Origin of the sequence: Halolactibacillus alkaliphilus (genome assembly GCF_900115465.1) — a bacterium.
Taxonomy (GTDB): domain Bacteria; phylum Bacillota; class Bacilli; order Bacillales; family Amphibacillaceae; genus Halolactibacillus; species Halolactibacillus alkaliphilus.
Genome location: NZ_FOWN01000005.1, coordinates 35,968 through 53,707, shown reverse-complemented (window position 1 = coordinate 53,707; position 17,740 = coordinate 35,968). Strand labels below are relative to the sequence as shown.

At 37.2% G+C, this 17,740-nt stretch carries 14 protein-coding genes, 1 riboswitch and 1 other annotated feature; of the genes, 1 reads left to right on the top strand and 13 read right to left on the bottom strand.

Annotation, left to right across the window (positions count from 1 at the left end):
- Positions 1-228 precede the first annotated feature (228 nt).
- The 13 genes from BM163_RS03485 to BM163_RS03425 form a co-directional block, all read right to left on the bottom strand.
- Positions 229-1,113, bottom strand: a complete 885-nt coding sequence (locus BM163_RS03485; RefSeq protein ID WP_170243620.1) for a LysM peptidoglycan-binding domain-containing protein — start codon at positions 1,111-1,113, stop codon at positions 229-231.
- A 100-nt stretch (positions 1,114-1,213) separates the two neighbouring features.
- Positions 1,214-1,780, bottom strand: a complete 567-nt coding sequence (locus BM163_RS03480) for a PilN domain-containing protein (protein WP_089800284.1) — start codon at positions 1,778-1,780, stop codon at positions 1,214-1,216.
- Between the two features lie 6 nt (positions 1,781-1,786).
- Positions 1,787-2,809 carry a type IV pilus biogenesis protein PilM gene (gene pilM, locus BM163_RS03475; RefSeq protein ID WP_089800282.1) on the bottom strand — a complete coding sequence of 341 codons (1,023 nt, stop codon included), beginning with the start codon at positions 2,807-2,809 and terminating at the stop codon, positions 1,787-1,789.
- A 16-nt stretch (positions 2,810-2,825) separates the two neighbouring features.
- Positions 2,826-3,602 carry a prepilin peptidase gene (locus BM163_RS03470; RefSeq protein ID WP_089800280.1) on the bottom strand — a complete coding sequence of 259 codons (777 nt, stop codon included), beginning with the start codon at positions 3,600-3,602 and terminating at the stop codon, positions 2,826-2,828.
- A 23-nt stretch (positions 3,603-3,625) separates the two neighbouring features.
- On the bottom strand, positions 3,626-5,995 hold the full coding sequence (locus BM163_RS03465; protein WP_089800278.1) for a prepilin-type N-terminal cleavage/methylation domain-containing protein: 2,370 nt from the start codon (positions 5,993-5,995) through the stop codon (positions 3,626-3,628).
- 16 nt (positions 5,996-6,011) lie between these two features.
- A complete protein-coding gene (locus tag BM163_RS03460) occupies positions 6,012-7,598 on the bottom strand; it encodes a prepilin-type N-terminal cleavage/methylation domain-containing protein (protein WP_170243619.1) in 1,587 nt (528 codons plus the stop codon).
- A 26-nt stretch (positions 7,599-7,624) separates the two neighbouring features.
- Positions 7,625-8,092 (bottom strand): hypothetical protein, encoded by a 468-nt coding sequence (locus BM163_RS03455; protein WP_089800274.1) that lies wholly within the window; start codon positions 8,090-8,092, stop codon positions 7,625-7,627.
- Between the two features lie 123 nt (positions 8,093-8,215).
- Positions 8,216-8,623, bottom strand: coding sequence for a prepilin-type N-terminal cleavage/methylation domain-containing protein (locus tag BM163_RS03450; RefSeq protein WP_089800272.1), 408 nt, complete (start codon positions 8,621-8,623; stop codon positions 8,216-8,218).
- 96 nt (positions 8,624-8,719) lie between these two features.
- Positions 8,720-9,931, bottom strand: coding sequence for a type II secretion system F family protein (locus BM163_RS03445; protein ID WP_089800270.1), 1,212 nt, complete (start codon positions 9,929-9,931; stop codon positions 8,720-8,722).
- 31 nt (positions 9,932-9,962) lie between these two features.
- Positions 9,963-11,024 (bottom strand): type IV pilus twitching motility protein PilT, encoded by a 1,062-nt coding sequence (locus BM163_RS03440; RefSeq protein WP_089800268.1) that lies wholly within the window; start codon positions 11,022-11,024, stop codon positions 9,963-9,965.
- Between the two features lie 10 nt (positions 11,025-11,034).
- Complete coding sequence (locus BM163_RS03435) at positions 11,035-12,714, bottom strand: GspE/PulE family protein (protein ID WP_089800266.1); 1,680 nt, start codon at positions 12,712-12,714, stop codon at positions 11,035-11,037.
- Between the two features lie 69 nt (positions 12,715-12,783).
- Positions 12,784-12,867: riboswitch (cyclic di-GMP riboswitch) on the bottom strand.
- Between the two features lie 108 nt (positions 12,868-12,975).
- On the bottom strand, positions 12,976-14,238 hold the full coding sequence (locus BM163_RS03430) for a bifunctional folylpolyglutamate synthase/dihydrofolate synthase (RefSeq protein WP_089800264.1): 1,263 nt from the start codon (positions 14,236-14,238) through the stop codon (positions 12,976-12,978).
- A gap of 159 nt (positions 14,239-14,397) precedes the next feature.
- Positions 14,398-17,043 carry a valine--tRNA ligase gene (locus tag BM163_RS03425; protein WP_089800262.1) on the bottom strand — a complete coding sequence of 882 codons (2,646 nt, stop codon included), beginning with the start codon at positions 17,041-17,043 and terminating at the stop codon, positions 14,398-14,400.
- 52 nt (positions 17,044-17,095) lie between these two features.
- Positions 17,096-17,327 (bottom strand) — a binding site (T-box leader).
- 114 nt (positions 17,328-17,441) lie between these two features.
- On the opposite strand from BM163_RS03425, the gene BM163_RS14265 reads away from it, so the two are divergent.
- Entirely contained in the window at positions 17,442-17,630 is a 189-nt protein-coding gene (locus tag BM163_RS14265; RefSeq protein WP_089800260.1) for a YszA family small membrane protein, read from the top strand.
- Positions 17,631-17,740: the final 110 nt, after the last annotated feature.

The following is a 17,740-nucleotide window of genomic DNA, read 5'->3' as shown; positions in this document are numbered from 1 at the left end:
TAACAATTAAAATTACCACTAGGCTAAAGTCATAGTAGATTCATAAGTAAGGGATTCTAGCCAACCTTAATTCATTAGGCTACTCTCGGACGGTTCTTCGGTCAGAAGCCTTATCGCTCCGACTTCAATGCTTTTACTTACGTTAACATCTCCATCGTGATGGACAGGACCTGCCCATTCACATAAAGCAAGATTCTTAACGTCGTTATTACGCCCACGACAACGCACTCACTTATCTTTCAAATACATAACACCTGGTATAATGATTTCTTCACCAACGTTTAGCTCCTCATCTAAATCATAATTATTCATTTCTCTTAAAAAGATATCGTAATACGACTTTCCGTAGTATTCGATGGATAGCTTTTCAAACGTGTCTCCTTCTTTAACCGTGTGAGAGACTTCGTCGAAATAATCAATATCTGGCTCCGTTGTATTTGAACCTGTTGATGTTTGGTCGTTATGACTGTCATTTGAATTATTGCTGACTGAATTGCTGTGGTTATTATTTGGTGCGTTTAATGATGGTACTGATGATTGGCTTTCTTGTCGATCTACATTTTTCCATAAAACTAAATCTCTATGGAAAATTTCTTTATTTAATACTCTCGAATCATCGCTATTCAACATATCATTAGACCACGCGTATTGAAATGGGCGTGGCACACTATAAAATTGAACGGTAATACTTCCAGAATATTGATTATTTATCCGATCTTCTTGCATAACAAAGCTAGAAATAGTCACCTTTTCTTTTTCGTTCTCCAACAATATAACAAAATCTTTAATAGATTTATAATCAGCAATATAGTTAAATGTGGCGGAGGACTCATATAGCCCATCGGCTAAATTCTCCGCAATACGTGGCTCAGAGAAAACAATAGATGGAACGGAAACGCCTGACTCACCCAAAACCATGTCTTCCATTGTATTAATAAAAAACTCTTGGTCATTTGTGGGATAAAACAACAGACGTTTCTCTATTATTTCAGCCTCGAGAAGTTTATATTCTTCTTCTAATTTGGGCAACCGATTAGCCATTGAGCGCTTTTGAATTAGTTCTTCGGTTAAAAAGTCGGACTCTATCTGCTTCTCTTCGATTTGTGACAGCAAAGGTGAAATTATAAACTCTAGATAAAGGTAGGTAAATCCTATGAAGAATAGAGCGCTAATAAGGATCAACTCTCTTAAATTGAATCTAGCTCGCAATCTGTTAATCAAGTTCTTCAACATCTTCACCACCCTGAATGTTAAATTCTACAGAAAATCCATAATAACCGTCACTGTATGTAATAGATGGAACAAATATATTCTCATATCGATTGAATTGTCTCAAATTATATTCTAGATTTGCAATATACTCTCTAGAAATAGCCATCCCTTTAATAGAAACCGATTGACCATTGACGGTGACTTCTTCAAAAATCACTTCATCTACTTTAGCTTGAGCTAAATCAACTAATAATTGTTGCGTAACGACCTCACTTTCATTTAACGTCTTAATGGCATGTGTGAGTTGGTCAACAGATGTTCTTAATTCTTCTGTTTCTGCTTGAAGGTAAATTACTCGCTCAATATCTTCTTGAAGTTTCGGGTCGTTAACATCTGTTTCGAGCTCTTGAACTTCCCTAGTAAGAGGCCTCAATTCATTTGATAATATCCACGGGATTGCAATGACGATAGCCGCTAGTATAAACACACCTAAGCCAACCCATTCGCCAGTACTACTTTTTTTAATTTTAGAGGGAATAAACGGTTGGAAAAAATTAAAATCTCTCAAGTTAACTTACCTCCTTATTAAGATAGCAATCGCAGTTAAATAGTGAAACAACTCATCTTTATAACTATTAATGCATTCAATTTGTTGTGCTTGGTCGATTACAGTCACGGGTTGATTTAATTGATTTTTAAGAGCTTCAACAAATATTTGATCTCCCGCTCCCCCTCCATACAAGAGCACGTGATCAATACTATTCTTAGAGGATCTACTCGTATAGAACTTAAAAATCCTTTCGATATTACTAAGAACATTGGCCTGAGAACGATCGAAGTCTAGCTGTTCAATCGGCATATCCTGAGGTTGATTAGTCATAACATTATCAATACTGCGGTTTAATTCAAGCTTTCCTTTCTCAAACAGACTCACATCAATATATTTTGCACCTATATCAACACACGCAATGGTCATGTTTAACGTTTCTATCTTGTTTCCATTAGCGCTATCGATATACGGAATGAGTTTACTTAACGCATTAAACTGCGCATCTAATAAGACAGGGGTAAAACCTGAGCGTTTTAAAAAATCATAATAATACTTTGCCTCTTTTTTTTCTAGCGCTGCTACTAATAACTTGTATTGTGGACTCCCTTCTCGCTCGACTTCTGCTTGAATAGTGTAATCTATCACATATTCTTCAACAGACACTGGTAAATATTCTTCAATTTCAAATGTCAACATATCTCGGATTTTTTCTTCTTGCACCTTTGGAATATAAATATCTCGAGTAATATAACGATCACCACCTAGAACTAAGGCAATATTTTTCGTTTTAACACCGTAGTCGTTTAGATGCTTTTTAAGTTCCACTATTAGCTTATTCTCATCAAAATGTGGCACAAAAAAGTTTTTTTCTCCTTGACGTTCTGTACGTTCATGCTTCTTAGGCGTTTCAAATTTAAACATATTTTTAATACGTAACGGTTTTAGAGATTGATCCTCCGCTTTTAAATGGTGTAATGAGCCAATAACTACTTTTGTGTACGTACTACCAATATCTAGAGCAATAACATTCTTATTCCGTTTAAACATCTTCCTACAGCACCTCTCATAATAAATTTATGTACCAGTCAATTATAGTGTCACCAAATGTCATCATCACAATAGCTGCTAAAGATATAAACGGACCAAATGGAATCATATCTTTGCGCTTTTTAAGATGAAATAAAACTAATACAATTGATAACACACCACCAATAACGAATGAAAAAAAGATGAGGCCCAATGTATGAGTGAAACCAAAATAATAACCCAAAGCCCCCATTAACTTTATGTCGCCTCCACCCATTGCGCCTTTGGTAACAATCGCGATGAGTAAAAACGAACCGCCACCTAGTATGAGGCCATAGATATTACTAAATAACTCCGATAAATTAGACGGATTAAGAACTAATTGAAGTAAGCTGTGACTGACAACCCATACGAATATGCTTGCTGTTATATTATCCGGTATAAGTAAATGATCTAAGTCAATAAACGTGACAACAATAAGCAAACTGACGAGCCCAAACGCAAATAATGTGTCTAAATCTAAGCCCATACCATTTATGTAAAAGACGATGACATAGAATAAAGCATTCAATGTTTCAATAAAAGGATAGCGGGGAGAGATTTTCACCCCGCAACCTTTACATCGGCCTTTTAAAAATAGATAACTAAACAATGGTATCAATTCTAACGGTGTAAGTTGTTTATGACAGTGCTGACAATGTGAGGGCGGGTAAGCAACGGACTCCCCCCTAGGCAAACGATAAATCACGACATTTAAAAATGAACCAATGACAAGACCTATGACACTAACTAAAACAAGATATATTATTCCCATGGCAACTCCTTAAAGTAAATTATTTATTCGAGCATAAAAGGTGCGTCCGATGGGTTCGCTATTATTTCGTCCAAATCTAGTATTTTAACAGCTCCATCACCTTCTTTATCCTTAAAGCCCTTCGGGGCAATAACTATTCCTTCGAAGTGCCCTCCTTTAATTTCCACTTGACCATTAGGGGCATATAAAATCCCTGTTAACCGTTGAAATCCATTAATTTTTATATCACCGCTCAATGCAACAATGATGACATTCTCTGCCCTCTCAAAATGTTTGGAAGATGTAAACCCATTCTCTGTAACTACCTTTATATTACTTGTCACTTCAGTATTTTCAACGTCAACATAACCATGATCTAAATACCAATTTTTAAGTTTGGGTTGTGGTGTCGTAACCCGTGGGATGTTTTGTTTTGGGACAGGCTGATAAGGACTTTTAATCAATCTATTTAAAAAACTATTATTGGCTTGATAGTTATGTGTTACTGTCCCGTGGTAATAAATATTATTTCCATCTGTTATATCAGGTGTTCCTCCTGCAGTAATTATTAAATCACCATTAACAAAAACATTTCCTTCAAACTTAATCGAGCCCGATATAGTTAGATTTCCATTAACATACAAATCACCTTTAAAACTTGGTGTGTTACCAACATTAGCGTTACCTTGAACATATACATTATGATTATAGGTTGTACTCGTCGACGTTGATGAAAAATCTGAGCCAATGTAAAGATCTCCATAAATCATTCGACTTCCTCGATCATTAAAACTATCTCTCACAACAAGGTTTCCGGGTTCTTCAGCATGCCCTAACTGCTCACTTCCGCTAGTAAATTTGACACTACCATCGACATATATATTCGATACTTTTAAGTGAGCGTTATTATTAATCCAATTTTGATCTATCGTTGTATCAATAAGAAGCGATTTACCCTTACCAACTAACTCACCAGAACTTATCTGACTGCTACCTCCTAGTACCCAGAGTAGTTCACTTGAAAAATCAGGAATGACCTCCTTAAACCTTACATCTTTTATAGATGAACTAAAATGGCGATCATATTTACCTATAATTTCATGTTTTAAATTCGGAAAATAATCTTCGCTTCCATAGGATTTCAAACCTAAATATGTTGGATATCTAACCAAAGTGTGACTAATATTATAAGTTTCTGAAACTTCCTCTCCCTTGTTGATACTCACTTCTATTTCAGTAACTGAGAATTCAATGTTTATTCCCGTTATCGCTGTCCAATCAGTGACTGTTAATGATGCATCATCCAATAGATTTATTTCAGCAATCGACTTGACATAACTGCCATTTGCCACTTCATTAACCCTTAACATATGATTTGCGAAGTCTAACGTCACCATAATACCTGAATTATCACCATCACCTAACGACAGGCCAACACCATGGTTATAAAGATTATTTTCCAGGATTTTATCATCCACCGAAAAATCGACTGTGACACTAAAAGGCTTACCAACATAGCTTTCTGGGATAGCCATCCCTATTAAAGCACCTTGTGGATCATCGTTACGATCCCAATCTAAATTCAACGTAGGGTGATTCGCATGCAATAAAACATCACTAGCTACCGATGTTTTAAAAAGTTTGGCTCGATCAAAATACACGTCCTCAATAAAATTTTGCCAGTAAGGGCTTCCCGCTCTTCTTAGTACAGGGATACGTTCTTCATGTGTAAATTGACCCAAGCGACCAGCAAAAGTATAAGGACTGACTTCAAATTGATAAAAATGCCCAGCTTTTAACTCGCTACTATCAAGCGAAGTCCAATAAGTGCCCGATGGTTCCTCTTTAATCTCTTCTCTATATATTCTAAAACCACTTGGAAAGTATGGGTTGTGATGATCTTCTTGCGATTCATGCCACCTTGCGGTGCTTAAAAAGACAGGCGGATTACTATGAATATTGTATTCTGCTCTTATTTCAATGTCATCATCAATCCAAGGAAATACTTCTACTGTCCAATTATTATTTGCATAAACACCAATATTCAAGTCTAATTCAGGAGGTTTTGGCTTTCCTATCTCAACACTTGAAACATATGCTTCAAATCGTCGATTCCCTCTTATTTCTTGACTAATCGCCATAAGTGGTATCTCTGTCTCATAATTAGATTCTTGAAAAACAGTTATTTGAGCAGCGGCTGGGTCGTCTGGATGTTCAGTAAAATGTGTTTTTATTTCTAATAATTCTAACTCCATTTGCTCTTGGTGTTGAAATGTCTCTTTTGTTAAATTTCTACCTTCTCCAATTAGAAAGAAACCTTGACTGTAAGCCCCTGTGAAACCAATGATCATTACACTTAGGATTGCCAGTGAAATAATCGCTTCTATTAGTGTAAAACCTTGTTCATTTTTCATGTTTCACTCACATCCTTTAAGGTTGTAATTTAGGTCCGCTCACTTGCCATAAATCTTCCATAATATAGCCACTAATATTTTTAAAAACACCTTCTAAATCTTCAGCACTTCGTGCAACAAACACTCTGTCATTCTCCATAAAATCATTAATAATATCTGAATCATCTGATTGAACAGCTATACCAACTGCCTTTGCGATATCTTTTAAACTTAACAAGTCCTCTGTAATTCCTGAAAAACCAATAACAAAAACGTTATCTTCTAGCTCAAGGTCTTTTGTTCCGTGCGGAAGATTTTTAGCTCTAACAAGACGTTCTCCAACCATATTCACGTAATCTGTGCCTTTAGCATCTAATTCAGCTCCATTGCCTACTGTACTTGGTCCGAGACGCCTTCCAGGTAAGCTGTTATTTAATAACGGATTACTCGACCAATTTTCAGTAATATTGTCTTTACCCAAAAAATAATTATTATTGTAATAATAGGTTGTTCCAACAAACCAACTAGAAGTTCTAGAAACTTCTGCAGAAGCCATAGTAGTCACTCCATCTACTAAGATAATCATATAATTCTTAACTTCTTGAGTAGTTTCTAACTCGTAAGTTGAAAGCTCATTACTAAAATTAAGCAATTGATAATACCCTCTTCTTATACCGTCACCAGTATTAGTACCTCCGTTCGCTTTGATATTATCAATTAAGGATCTCCACTCTTCTAAATTATCTTGCTTTATTACAGAAAAACCATGGCTATTGTCAGGACTGGATTTTTCTAAATTACTATTAGGAATATTTGCATTCGTATGGAATGGAACAAAGGATACATATGCATTTTCTCCCTCACTCAGATCGTTTACCATTAATTTTAAGCTATCTCTTAATATACTAATTCTGCTTTTTTCATCAGGATTATCTGTATTATCATTACCATTTACTTTTTCATTGACTCGCCAATTCATACTACCTGATGTATCTAACACCATTGACATGGCCGCAACGGGACGCTTATCAATCTCAGGTGTCTCCTCGGTCCGGTAAGCTAATGCCACTGCTGCACCACTATGTGTACCATCTCCCCAATCAACCAAATGTAATGCGTTTAGCGCTTCAATTGTTGTTTTAATATCAAAGGTTTGTTGATGATTTTCATAACCGTTTAAGAAAAGCGTTAATAAGTTATCGTTCTGTGGACTGGACTCTTTAATGAATCTCAAATCCAATGTTAAACCATCTACTGGTAACGTTAAATCTGTCATAATATAGCCATTTTCTTTATATTCATAATGAACTAAGTGCGTTTTACCTGGGCTAAGTCCAATATAATTCCATGGTGCAGCAACTCCTTCTAATTTACCAGAAGTGTCATTAAAAGAAGGTTTAAAATCGTCTTCTGTTACCGCAAATCCTACGGTAAAAAAGCGCATGCGATTATTAATCGTTTCAATCGCATAGCGCATATTTGCTTGTTTTTCATATTCATTAGCAGTGAAGGATTGCGAACGAACGCCAAGCCCAAGAATACTCCATATGACCGCCATCAACATAAAACCAATACCCATCGCCAAAATTATTTCTATTAACGTAAAACCCTTCTGATTCTTCAACAATGGCACCCACCTTCTAAACATATTTACCGATTACTCCAACGTGTATTATTATAATTATTTTTATTAATAAAGAGCGATAAATCATGGATTGCCCCATTTGAGTGCAGTGTAGAAATCGCATGAATTTTCACTTCATCATCAACGACCGTCACCTCTATTTCAACATCTGATATGGGATCGTTTTCTGGTAAAGAGAGTGTGTCAGTCAATAATGTTACAGTACCACCTTCAACTTCTTCTATAAAACGGTCTATCTGAAGGTTATATTTAGAATCTGCATCTTCTGTCATTAAGGCCGCATGCGCAATTTCTATACCGGACCGCGCCATATAGTACCCGCGCAGGTTATTTTCCTGTACAACGACTTGATTCGTATTTGCGTCAGCCAAAGCAAACATTGACACAAATAAAACAGACAAGACAACCATCACAAGGAGTACTAAAGGTAACACAAAACCATGTTCATTCGTTAAACGTTCTTTAATTAACATAGGTTACACCTACTTCTTTTTTAATATTGAAGCCTATTAATTAATATTAACACGATTCAGTATTAAAAGGTCTCCCCCTCTGTAATAAGAGGGAGACACATTAGACTAACATACCAATAGTTGTTATTCTTCCCAGTCAGAAAAACCAGCCGCTGGCGTCCAAGTTTTTGTTTCTTCATCAAAAGTTACAGTGATAGTAACATCTGAACCATCTTCTTCACCAGCAACGGCATATAAAGTTTTACCTGAATCATCATAATCCTCTTTATTAATTAAATCAGCCCCATCTAATGCATCAAGATCCGCTGGCCAATCACCAGTATTTCCATAGTACAGTTGAGACACACTTACAAGCGTACGGTGATTCGCTTCAGCTGTACGTTTTTCTGCTGCATCTGTCGTAGAGGCAAAGCGTGGTACCGCAATTGCGATTAAGATACCTAAAATAGCGATAACGACAATCAATTCAACCAAGGTGAAACCTTTTTCGTTTCTTGTTTTGTTTAAGTGTTTGTTGATTAACTTTAACATGTTAATTCCTCCTTATTTTTTCACTTAAGTATAATGGGTCCTGCTTAGACTTTCGTTATAGTATTTTGAGGCAACACCCCTTTCATTCGGCTATTTTTATATGGTTTGAATCATATCAAACATTGGTAACATCATCGCAATCACGATGAAGCCAATGACGACAGCCATAACTAAGATAAGCATCGGTTCAAGTAATTTAAGCAATCGATCAATGGCATCTTCAAGCTCTCGGTCATAAAAATCAGCACTTTTGTCTAACATTTCTTCTAAGCTACCCGATTCTTCACCAACTTCCGTCATAGAAACAACCATCGGTGGAAACAAATCATGACGACGCATCGCATGCCCTAATGCCTCACCTTTTTCTACATCTTTAGCCATGTTCATGATCTTTTCTTCGACGATTACATTTCCCGACACTCTAGCCGACATTTTTAGTGATTCAATCAATGGCAAACCACTCGCTGTCAAAGACCCCAATGTCCGAGTAAAACGTGACGTCACTATTTTCAACATTGGTCCTTTTATAAGAGGTAATCTAAACTTCAACTGATCGAAAGTACGCCGACCTGCTTCACTTCTGAGAACAGTTCTTACAGTGAAAAATGCACCTATTACAATAACTAACACAATATACCAACTATTAATCAAAGCATTACTCATACCAAGTAAAAATCTTGTTGGTCCCGGAAGGGGTACGCCCGATCCCTCAAACATAGTAAGAAACGTCGGCATTACAACAATCAGCATAAAAATAACCACAACAACCGCAACAGCTGAAAGAACGATTGGATACACCATAGCACCTTTTATTTTAGATTCAATCTTACTTTCCTTTTCATAATGCATTGCAAGTCTAGCCATCACATTGTCTAAGTTCCCACTCATCTCACCAGATTCTGTCATGTCCGTTAAGAGCTGCGGAAAGATCATAAGGTGCTTTTTCATGGCTTGTGAAACAAGTGTGCCTTTTTGTACATCCTGTGAAACATCTTTAAGTGCTTGCTTCAATTTTTTATTTTCTGATTGCTGTTGCAGTATATCTAAAGCTGAAGCAACCGGTACACCAGCTTTAATCAACGTAGCAAATTGATTACAAAAAATCGCCAAATCTTTTGGCTTTATCTTAGCACTGAGTGCACTTATGCTCTCACGTGCTTGATGCTTAACTAGCGCTTCTTCTATAAGGATGGGCTTATACCCCTTTGCCTTCAACATTTTTATAACTTCCGCACGCGTACCGGCATTAAAAACATCTTCAACTTCCGTCCCATCACTTGAGACGGCTTGATAGCGAAATGCAGGCATATCATCAACCTCCTACTAGATCTGATCATGCTTAAAAGTTTGATCCTATTTGTGTTTTAACATATTGTAAATCACTCGCATAACGATACAAGTTTTCTTTTGATATTTCACCTTCTTCATAAAGCGAAATCAAAGACTTATCCATCGTAATCATGCCATACTGTCCTCCCGTTTGCATGGCGGATAAGATCTGGTGTGTTTTCCCCTCTCGAATCAAGTTTCTAACGGCGGGTGTTGCAACTAAAACTTCAAAGGCAGCACGTCGACCGTTTATTCCTTCTCTCGGGAGCAATTGTTGAGATATGATACCTTCTAACACGCCAGCCAATTGAATTCGAATCTGTTGCTGTTGATATGGTGGGAAAACATCAATGATTCGATCAATGGTTTTCGGTGCGCCGATCGTATGCAGTGTTGCAAGGACAAGGTGACCTGTTTCAGCTGCTGTTAGCGCCGTGGAAATCGTCTCTAAATCACGCATCTCACCAACTAAAATAACATCAGGATCTTGCCTTAGTGATGCCCTTAAGCTATTTCCAAAACTTTTTGAATCTGTTCCGATTTCTCTCTGATTAACAATACTTTCATTGTGTTTATGTAAATATTCAATCGGGTCTTCTAGCGTGATAATATGCTCTTTTCTCGTTTGGTTCACATAATTTATCATCGATGCTAAGGTGGTACTCTTTCCACTACCAGTTGGCCCCGTCACTAATATAAGACCACGACGCTTATTTATGAGCGCATGCGTGACATCTGGCAAATACAATTTTTCTATTGAAGGAATGTCTATTGGAATTGTTCTAAGCGCCATAGCATAACTACCTCGTTGGCGATAAGCATTCACCCGAAAACGGCTCGTACCAGGTAAAGCATATGAAAAATCAATTTCTCCATTCATATTCAACAGGTTAAACTGCTCTTCAGTTAATAAACTCTTAACTAACAACTCTGTATCCTCAGGTGACAACTTATTTAAACTCATCCGCTTCAAATCACCATCAATTCGCGTGACTGGAGGAGAACCTACAGTTAAATGCAAATCGGATGCACCACACGCCATTGCCTCTTGAAGCAATTGTTTAACGTCCATTCTATACCTCCTAAACATCCAAACTATACGTAATCTTCATCATTTCGCTCACTGGAATTTTACCTTCTAAAACAAGCATTCGACATGTGTCATGCAACGTGGTCATCCCGGCAAATACCGCTTTATCTTTTATTTGATCGACACTCCCCTTGTTATTAATTAAATCTCTAATATCTCTAGTAATCGGCATAACTTCATGGACCGCAGTTCTACCCAACGTACCACTTTGATCACATTTTTTACATCCCTTGCTTTTGAAAATACGTGTACCTCGTTCAACTTTTAATAGTTCTGCATCAACAGCGCTAACTTGTACTTCCTCTTTACAATATGGACAGTTTTTTTTCACTAAGCGTTGAGCCACAATACCAACCACAGAGGATGCAATTAGGTAACGATCTACCTCCATATTTAACAATCGACTAATTGTACTGGCCGTGTCATTCGTATGGAGCGTACTAAGAACTAAGTGCCCAGTAATTGCTGCTCTAATCGCAATGTTCACTGTTTCAATATCTCTAATTTCTCCAATCATTATTATATCTGGATCTTGTCTTAATATAGACCGTAGACCTGAAGCAAATGTTAAATCAGCTTTTGGATTTACCTGCACTTGCGTTACACCATCTAGTGAGTATTCAACAGGATCTTCCACGGTGACTATATTTTTATTTTCCCTATTCAAATCATTTAAAACAGAATATAAGGTTGTTGATTTACCGCTTCCAGTTGGTCCAGTTATTAAAATAATGCCATTAGGGCTTTTAATAATATCGCTAAATAAAGTCAAATTATTTTGAGTGAAACCCAAATCCTCCTTACTCATCATGAAACTACTTCGATCAAGTAAACGAATAACGACTTTTTCTCCAAACACTGTAGGTAAAATGGATATACGCATATCAACATCACGATTATTAATTTCCCTTTCCACTCGACCATCTTGTGGTTTACGACGCTCGGAGATATCCATTTTACCCATTATCTTTATTCTCGTAATAATAGCTGAGTGAGCACTTTTAGATGGACGCATAATTTCTCTTAAATCGCCATCTATCCGAAAACGGACACGTAAATAATCATCAAAAGGTTCAATATGAATATCACTGGCTTTACTTTTTACTGCTTGAGAGATAATTGAATCGATTAATCTGACAACTGGAGCATTGTTGATATCAGCAAGCGCTTCATCATCTAAATCTTCTAATTCCTCCGTAGAAAATTCTTCTTTAAAATCTTCTATTGCTTTATCCACATCCGCTGATCCATAGTATTGATCCAAAGCTTCTTGAATATCTTTTCTCGTAACAATAACGGGTTCAACATTTAGTCCCGTCGCCAATTCAACATCTTCTATAGCATATAGATTTAAAGGGTCACTCATCGCAAGTGTTAGAGTATTCTCTTTACGTTTAATGGGGATAATTTGATGACGTTTAGCCAAGGTATCAGAAATTAACATAGGTATCTCCGGATCAATAAAAAATTTCTCTAATTCTAAATGCGGAATACCTAATTGAAATTCAAGCACCTCTATTAACTCTGACTCCGTGATAAAGCGCTGACTTATTAAAATCTCACCAAGTTTTTTATCAGTGTTCTCTTGAATTTCAAGCGCTTGATTTAAATGCTCCGATGTGATAGCTCCAACGCCAATCAATAAGTCGCCTAAGCGTTTTCTTTTATTCACTTATATCACTCATTTCATTACATGATTTATCTAACTAGATTTAGATTGTATAAAAAAAACCAACTTAAAAAATCAGTTGGTCGGTTGCACTATTGACTCCGAATACTCAAAGTGCCCAGGTAAAGAGTATCAATCATCGTCTCCATTAAGATATTAAATATGTGTGAAGAAGTTAGTAATTACATCACAAATGTGACATTGGATTTAATATAATTATATATGCTAAAGTATACGCTTTTTTTACTATTTATACAAGTCGATTTACACAATATTCTGGCGAACTTTACCAATGAAATCAAGCGAACCTACGACATAGGTCACCTGATGATCATCTGCTTTTAGTTGATGTAAATAATTAAGCCAGTCGTTTGTCTGTGTAACGGTTACATTTTCTGGCGTAAATTGCTTTAGCTCTTCTATTGTAGCTGCTCTAGGATGGTCAAAGGTTGTTAAAACAACATGATCAGTAATTGTGGCAATTAATTCTAGCATCTTTTTAATCGGCTTATCTTTAAACGCCGCAAACAATACCACCTTCTTTTCATCATCCTCTGCCATTTCCCTCACCGTTTCAACAAACATTTCCATCGCTTCTGTATTATGTGCCCCATCAATAACAATGTTTGGGCGTTGTGATATTTGCTCAAATCGACCTTTGATTATTGCTTCTTTAATACCTTTTTTAATCTGCCCTAAACTCACATTGTCCCTGTTTTGATTTAACACAAACAATGTTTTAATCGCCACGGCAGCATTATATGCTTGATGTTTCCCTTTCATTCTTAAAGTAAACGCTAGCTTTAAATTCATCGACTGGTAAAGCCACTCATCGTTGTCTTTTTTGATTGTAAAACTATCACCAAAGAAATAAAAGGGCGCACGTTTACTATTGGCTTCTTTTCGAATGACCAGTTTTGCTTCTTCAGTAACATCCCCAATTATAACAGGTACCTCTTCTTTAATAATACCTGCCTTTTGCTTTGCTATATCTTCTAACGTTGTCCCTAAAAACTGCATGTGATCATAGCCAATCGAGGTGATGACAGATGCTATCGGCGTGAAAACGTTCGTCGCATCACTTTTACCACCTAGTCCAGCTTCAATCACTGCTACGTCGCTATGATCTTGAAAGTACTTTAAGGCGATAACGACCATGATTTCAAAAGGACTCGCTGGGTCTTGATCTTTTTCAAATTGATCAATGACTGGGAAAAATTGATTAAAGTAATCCACATATAATATCGCATCCATCGGCTGTTGATTCAACTTGATCATTCCACGACGATCGGTCAACGAAGGTGAGGTGAATGTTCCAACGCGTTTGCCACAAGCTTCATAGCATGAAGCTAAATACGTGACGGTTGAACCTTTGCCGTTTGTCCCTGCGACGTGAATCCCTTTAAACGGTTGATCATAAAATCCCACAGATGCCAGTAGCTTTTTCACCCTCGAAAGACCCGGTTTAATTCCCACTTTTTCACGTTGATCCAAATAGTGATTTACTGCCTTGCACGTTGTAAACATACAACGAACCCCCTTCGTATTCTCTCTTTAGTCATGCCTAACATTGTAGACGTTTTTATCACATTTGAAAAGGTCCTTTTTCAAATATCTTTTTTCTCTAGAAATAGACAAAAGAGACATAAGCTTTGTGCTTACATCCCTTTTAACATGATGCCTATTTTATTGATTTAATTCTTTCATTCTTGCCGCTACTTTTTCGCGTTTTTCAATGTAGTCCTGCATTTTACGTTGTTCTTCTTTAACAACTTTTTCAGGCGCTTTACTTACAAAGCCTGGATTAGATAATTTCTTTTCTATACGTTCAACTTCTTTTGTTAATTTCTCAAATTCTTGCGTTAGGCGCGCCATTTCTTTAGCAATATCGATTAGACCTTCTAAAGGTAAGAAGAGCTCTGCCCCAGTAATAACGGCTGACATTGCTTTTTCTGGTATCGTCACCTTCGTATCAATTGTTAAACTCTCTGTGTTACAGAATTTCTCAATATAGTGCGATTGTGTAGTAAGTGCTGTTTTGACATCAACATTATCGACTTGAATAAGGAGTTCAATTGGTTTTGACATCGGCGTATCCACTTCAGAACGGATATTACGTACGGAACGGATGATACTAATGAGACGTTTCATCTCTTCGGCAGCTGCCGGATTCATATCTTGTTCCTTTACCTCTGGCCAGCTTGCTACAGTAATCGATTCACCTTCACGTGGAAGATGTTGCCAAATTTCTTCTGTCACAAACGGCATCATCGGGTGAAGCATACGTAAAATTTGATCGAGTACATAAACCAATACAGAACGGGTCGTTTGTTTGGCTTTTTCATCTTCACCAAAGAGTGGCAACTTAGCCATTTCAATGTACCAATCACAAAATTCATCCCAAATAAAGTTATACAAATGTCGGCCAGCTTCACCAAAGTCATAGCGTTCGGTGTTTTTGTTGACAAGTGCAATTGTCTCATTAAGACGCGTCAAAATCCATTCATCACTGACATTACGGTTCTCACTAAAGTCAATATCTTCTGGTGTCATGCCTTCGGCATGCATTAAGACAAAACGCGATGCATTCCAAATCTTGTTAATAAAGTTCCAAGTTGATTCAACTTTCTCCCATTGGAAACGCAAATCTTGTCCTGGAGTAGATCCTGTTGCCAAGAAGTAACGCAAGGAGTCAGCACCATATTTTTCAATCACATCCATCGGATCAACACCGTTACCGAGTGACTTACTCATCTTACGTCCATCCGCATCACGCACCAGTCCGTGAATGAGCACATCATCAAATGGACGCTCATTAGTAAAATGTTTTGATTGGAAAATCATGCGTGCCACCCAAAAGAAGATAATATCATAACCTGTCACGAGTGCATTAGTTGGGAAATATCGTTTGAATTCTTCGTCATCAATATCCGGCCAGTTTAGCGTTGAGAATGGCCAAAGTGCTGATGAAAACCATGTATCCAGTACATCCTCATCTTGATTCCAGTTCTCAATATCAGCTGGAGCTTCTTTTCCAACATAGATTTCTCCCGTTTCTTTATGATACCACGCTGGAATACGGTGACCCCACCAAAGTTGACGAGAAATACACCAGTCACGAATATTATCCATCCAACGTAAGAATGTGCCTTCAAAACGTTCTGGAACAAACTGAACTTTCTCATCTTCATTCGCTTGTGCTTTAACAGCTGCTTCAGCAAGTGGCTGCATCTTCACAAACCACTGTGTTGAAAGATACGGCTCCACAACGGCTCCACTTCGCTCTGAGTGACCAACCGCATGCATATGTTCTTCTATTTTAAATAGCACACCTTCATCTTGTAAGTCTTTCACAATTTGCTTACGGCACTCAAAGCGATCAAGCCCCTCATATTTTCCTGCATTTGCATTCATTGTCCCGTCTTCATGCATGACAAGAACACGTGCTAAATTGTGTCGATTACCAATTTCAAAGTCATTTGGATCATGTGCTGGTGTAATTTTAACAGCACCCGAACCGAAGTCCATGTCAACATAATCATCTGCCACAATCTCAATTTCTCGTCCGACGATTGGTAAAATTACTTTCTTCCCAATCAGATGTTGATAGCGTTCATCCTTAGGATGAACCGCAACAGCTGTATCACCCAGCATCGTTTCTGGACGTGTCGTTGCGATCTCAATATGTCCTGTGCCATCTTTCAAAGGGTATTTCATGTGATAGAAGTGTCCCATGACATCTTCATGAATAACTTCTATATCAGATAATGCTGTTTTTGTTTGCGGATCCCAGTTAATGATATATTCGCCGCGATAAATAAGTTTTTCTTCATATAATTTAATAAAAACTTCTTTTACTGCTTCAGATAATCCGTCATCAAGCGTAAAACGCTCCCGTGAATAGTCTAGTCCAAGGCCCATCTTTTCCCATTGCTTACGGATAAAAGATGCATACTCCTCTTTCCATTCCCACGCCTTATCCAAGAATTTTTCTCGACCTAAATCGTAACGACTTATACCCGACTCTTTTAATTTAGCCTCTACTTTTGCTTGCGTTGCAATGCCGGCATGGTCCATACCTGGCAAGTATAAAACATCATACCCTTGCATTCTTTTCATGCGTGTGACGATATCTTGTAAAGTTGTATCCCATGCATGACCAATGTGTAGTTTCCCTGTCACGTTTGGTGGTGGAATAACGATAGTGTATGGCGGTTTTGTTTCATCATTTTTTGCTTCAAAGAACTTACCGTCAATCCAATACTGATAACGTCCTTCTTCTACAGCTGTAGAATCGTACTTTGGCGGTAAATTATGTTTATTTAATTCCATTTTTCTTGCCTCCCTTAAAATATAAAAAAACTCAAATCATTCCCTTATTAATATAAAGGACGAATTGAGTTACATTTCCGTGGTACCACCTTTGTTTATAGTGATGACTTCACTATACACTTCATCCATTGATAACGGTATGTGACCGGCTTAACCTACTGTTTTGTTCAATCAAGCTACATCCGAGGCTACCTTCAGAGCATTCAGCGCTTAAGAGTTTTTCAGCCAAGAACTCTCTCTCTTTGAAGTTAGAATACCTTACTCTTCCTCATCATCGTATCATTATTGTTCTGTTCTTTATTTTAGCGAATATTGATCATAAAATCAACATATCTTTTTATATAGCAGTAAAAAAAATTGCCCCCTTACTAATGACTAGATAGAGGAGGTGTCATCTATTGAGTCGTCATTACCGATATAAATTACCTGCCGGTTGTCGGCAGGCATTGATTATCTTTGAGTGCTGGTTAACTCCGTTATTAGTCTATCAATTTTTTCGAACAATTTTGTTGCCAACAAGTCTTGATGTCGTCTTATTAATCCTATTCGCATTTTCATACTGTGCTTTTTATTTCAAATGGATCTAGTAAACTAGATCCATTTATTTGCTTTTTAAACCTTGCTTGATTGATATAAAGAGTGCTCTCTACTCATTCTTAAACGCCCGATAACATCATAAACTTTTTTCTATATATTG

Coding starts and splice junctions, on each gene's coding strand:
- BM163_RS03440 (WP_089800268.1), bottom strand. CDS start 11,024: ATGGACGTTAAACAATTGCTTCAAGAGGCAATGGCGTGTGGTGCATCC.
- BM163_RS03455 (WP_089800274.1), bottom strand. CDS start 8,092: ATGTTAATTAAAGAACGTTTAACGAATGAACATGGTTTTGTGTTACCT.
- BM163_RS03430 (WP_089800264.1), bottom strand. CDS start 14,238: ATGTTTACAACGTGCAAGGCAGTAAATCACTATTTGGATCAACGTGAA.
- BM163_RS03445 (WP_089800270.1), bottom strand. CDS start 9,931: ATGCCTGCATTTCGCTATCAAGCCGTCTCAAGTGATGGGACGGAAGTT.
- BM163_RS03425 (WP_089800262.1), bottom strand. CDS start 17,043: ATGGAATTAAATAAACATAATTTACCGCCAAAGTACGATTCTACAGCT.
- BM163_RS03450 (WP_089800272.1), bottom strand. CDS start 8,623: ATGTTAAAGTTAATCAACAAACACTTAAACAAAACAAGAAACGAAAAA.
- BM163_RS03470 (WP_089800280.1), bottom strand. CDS start 3,602: ATGGGAATAATATATCTTGTTTTAGTTAGTGTCATAGGTCTTGTCATT.
- pilM (WP_089800282.1), bottom strand. CDS start 2,809: ATGTTTAAACGGAATAAGAATGTTATTGCTCTAGATATTGGTAGTACG.
- BM163_RS03465 (WP_089800278.1), bottom strand. CDS start 5,995: ATGAAAAATGAACAAGGTTTTACACTAATAGAAGCGATTATTTCACTG.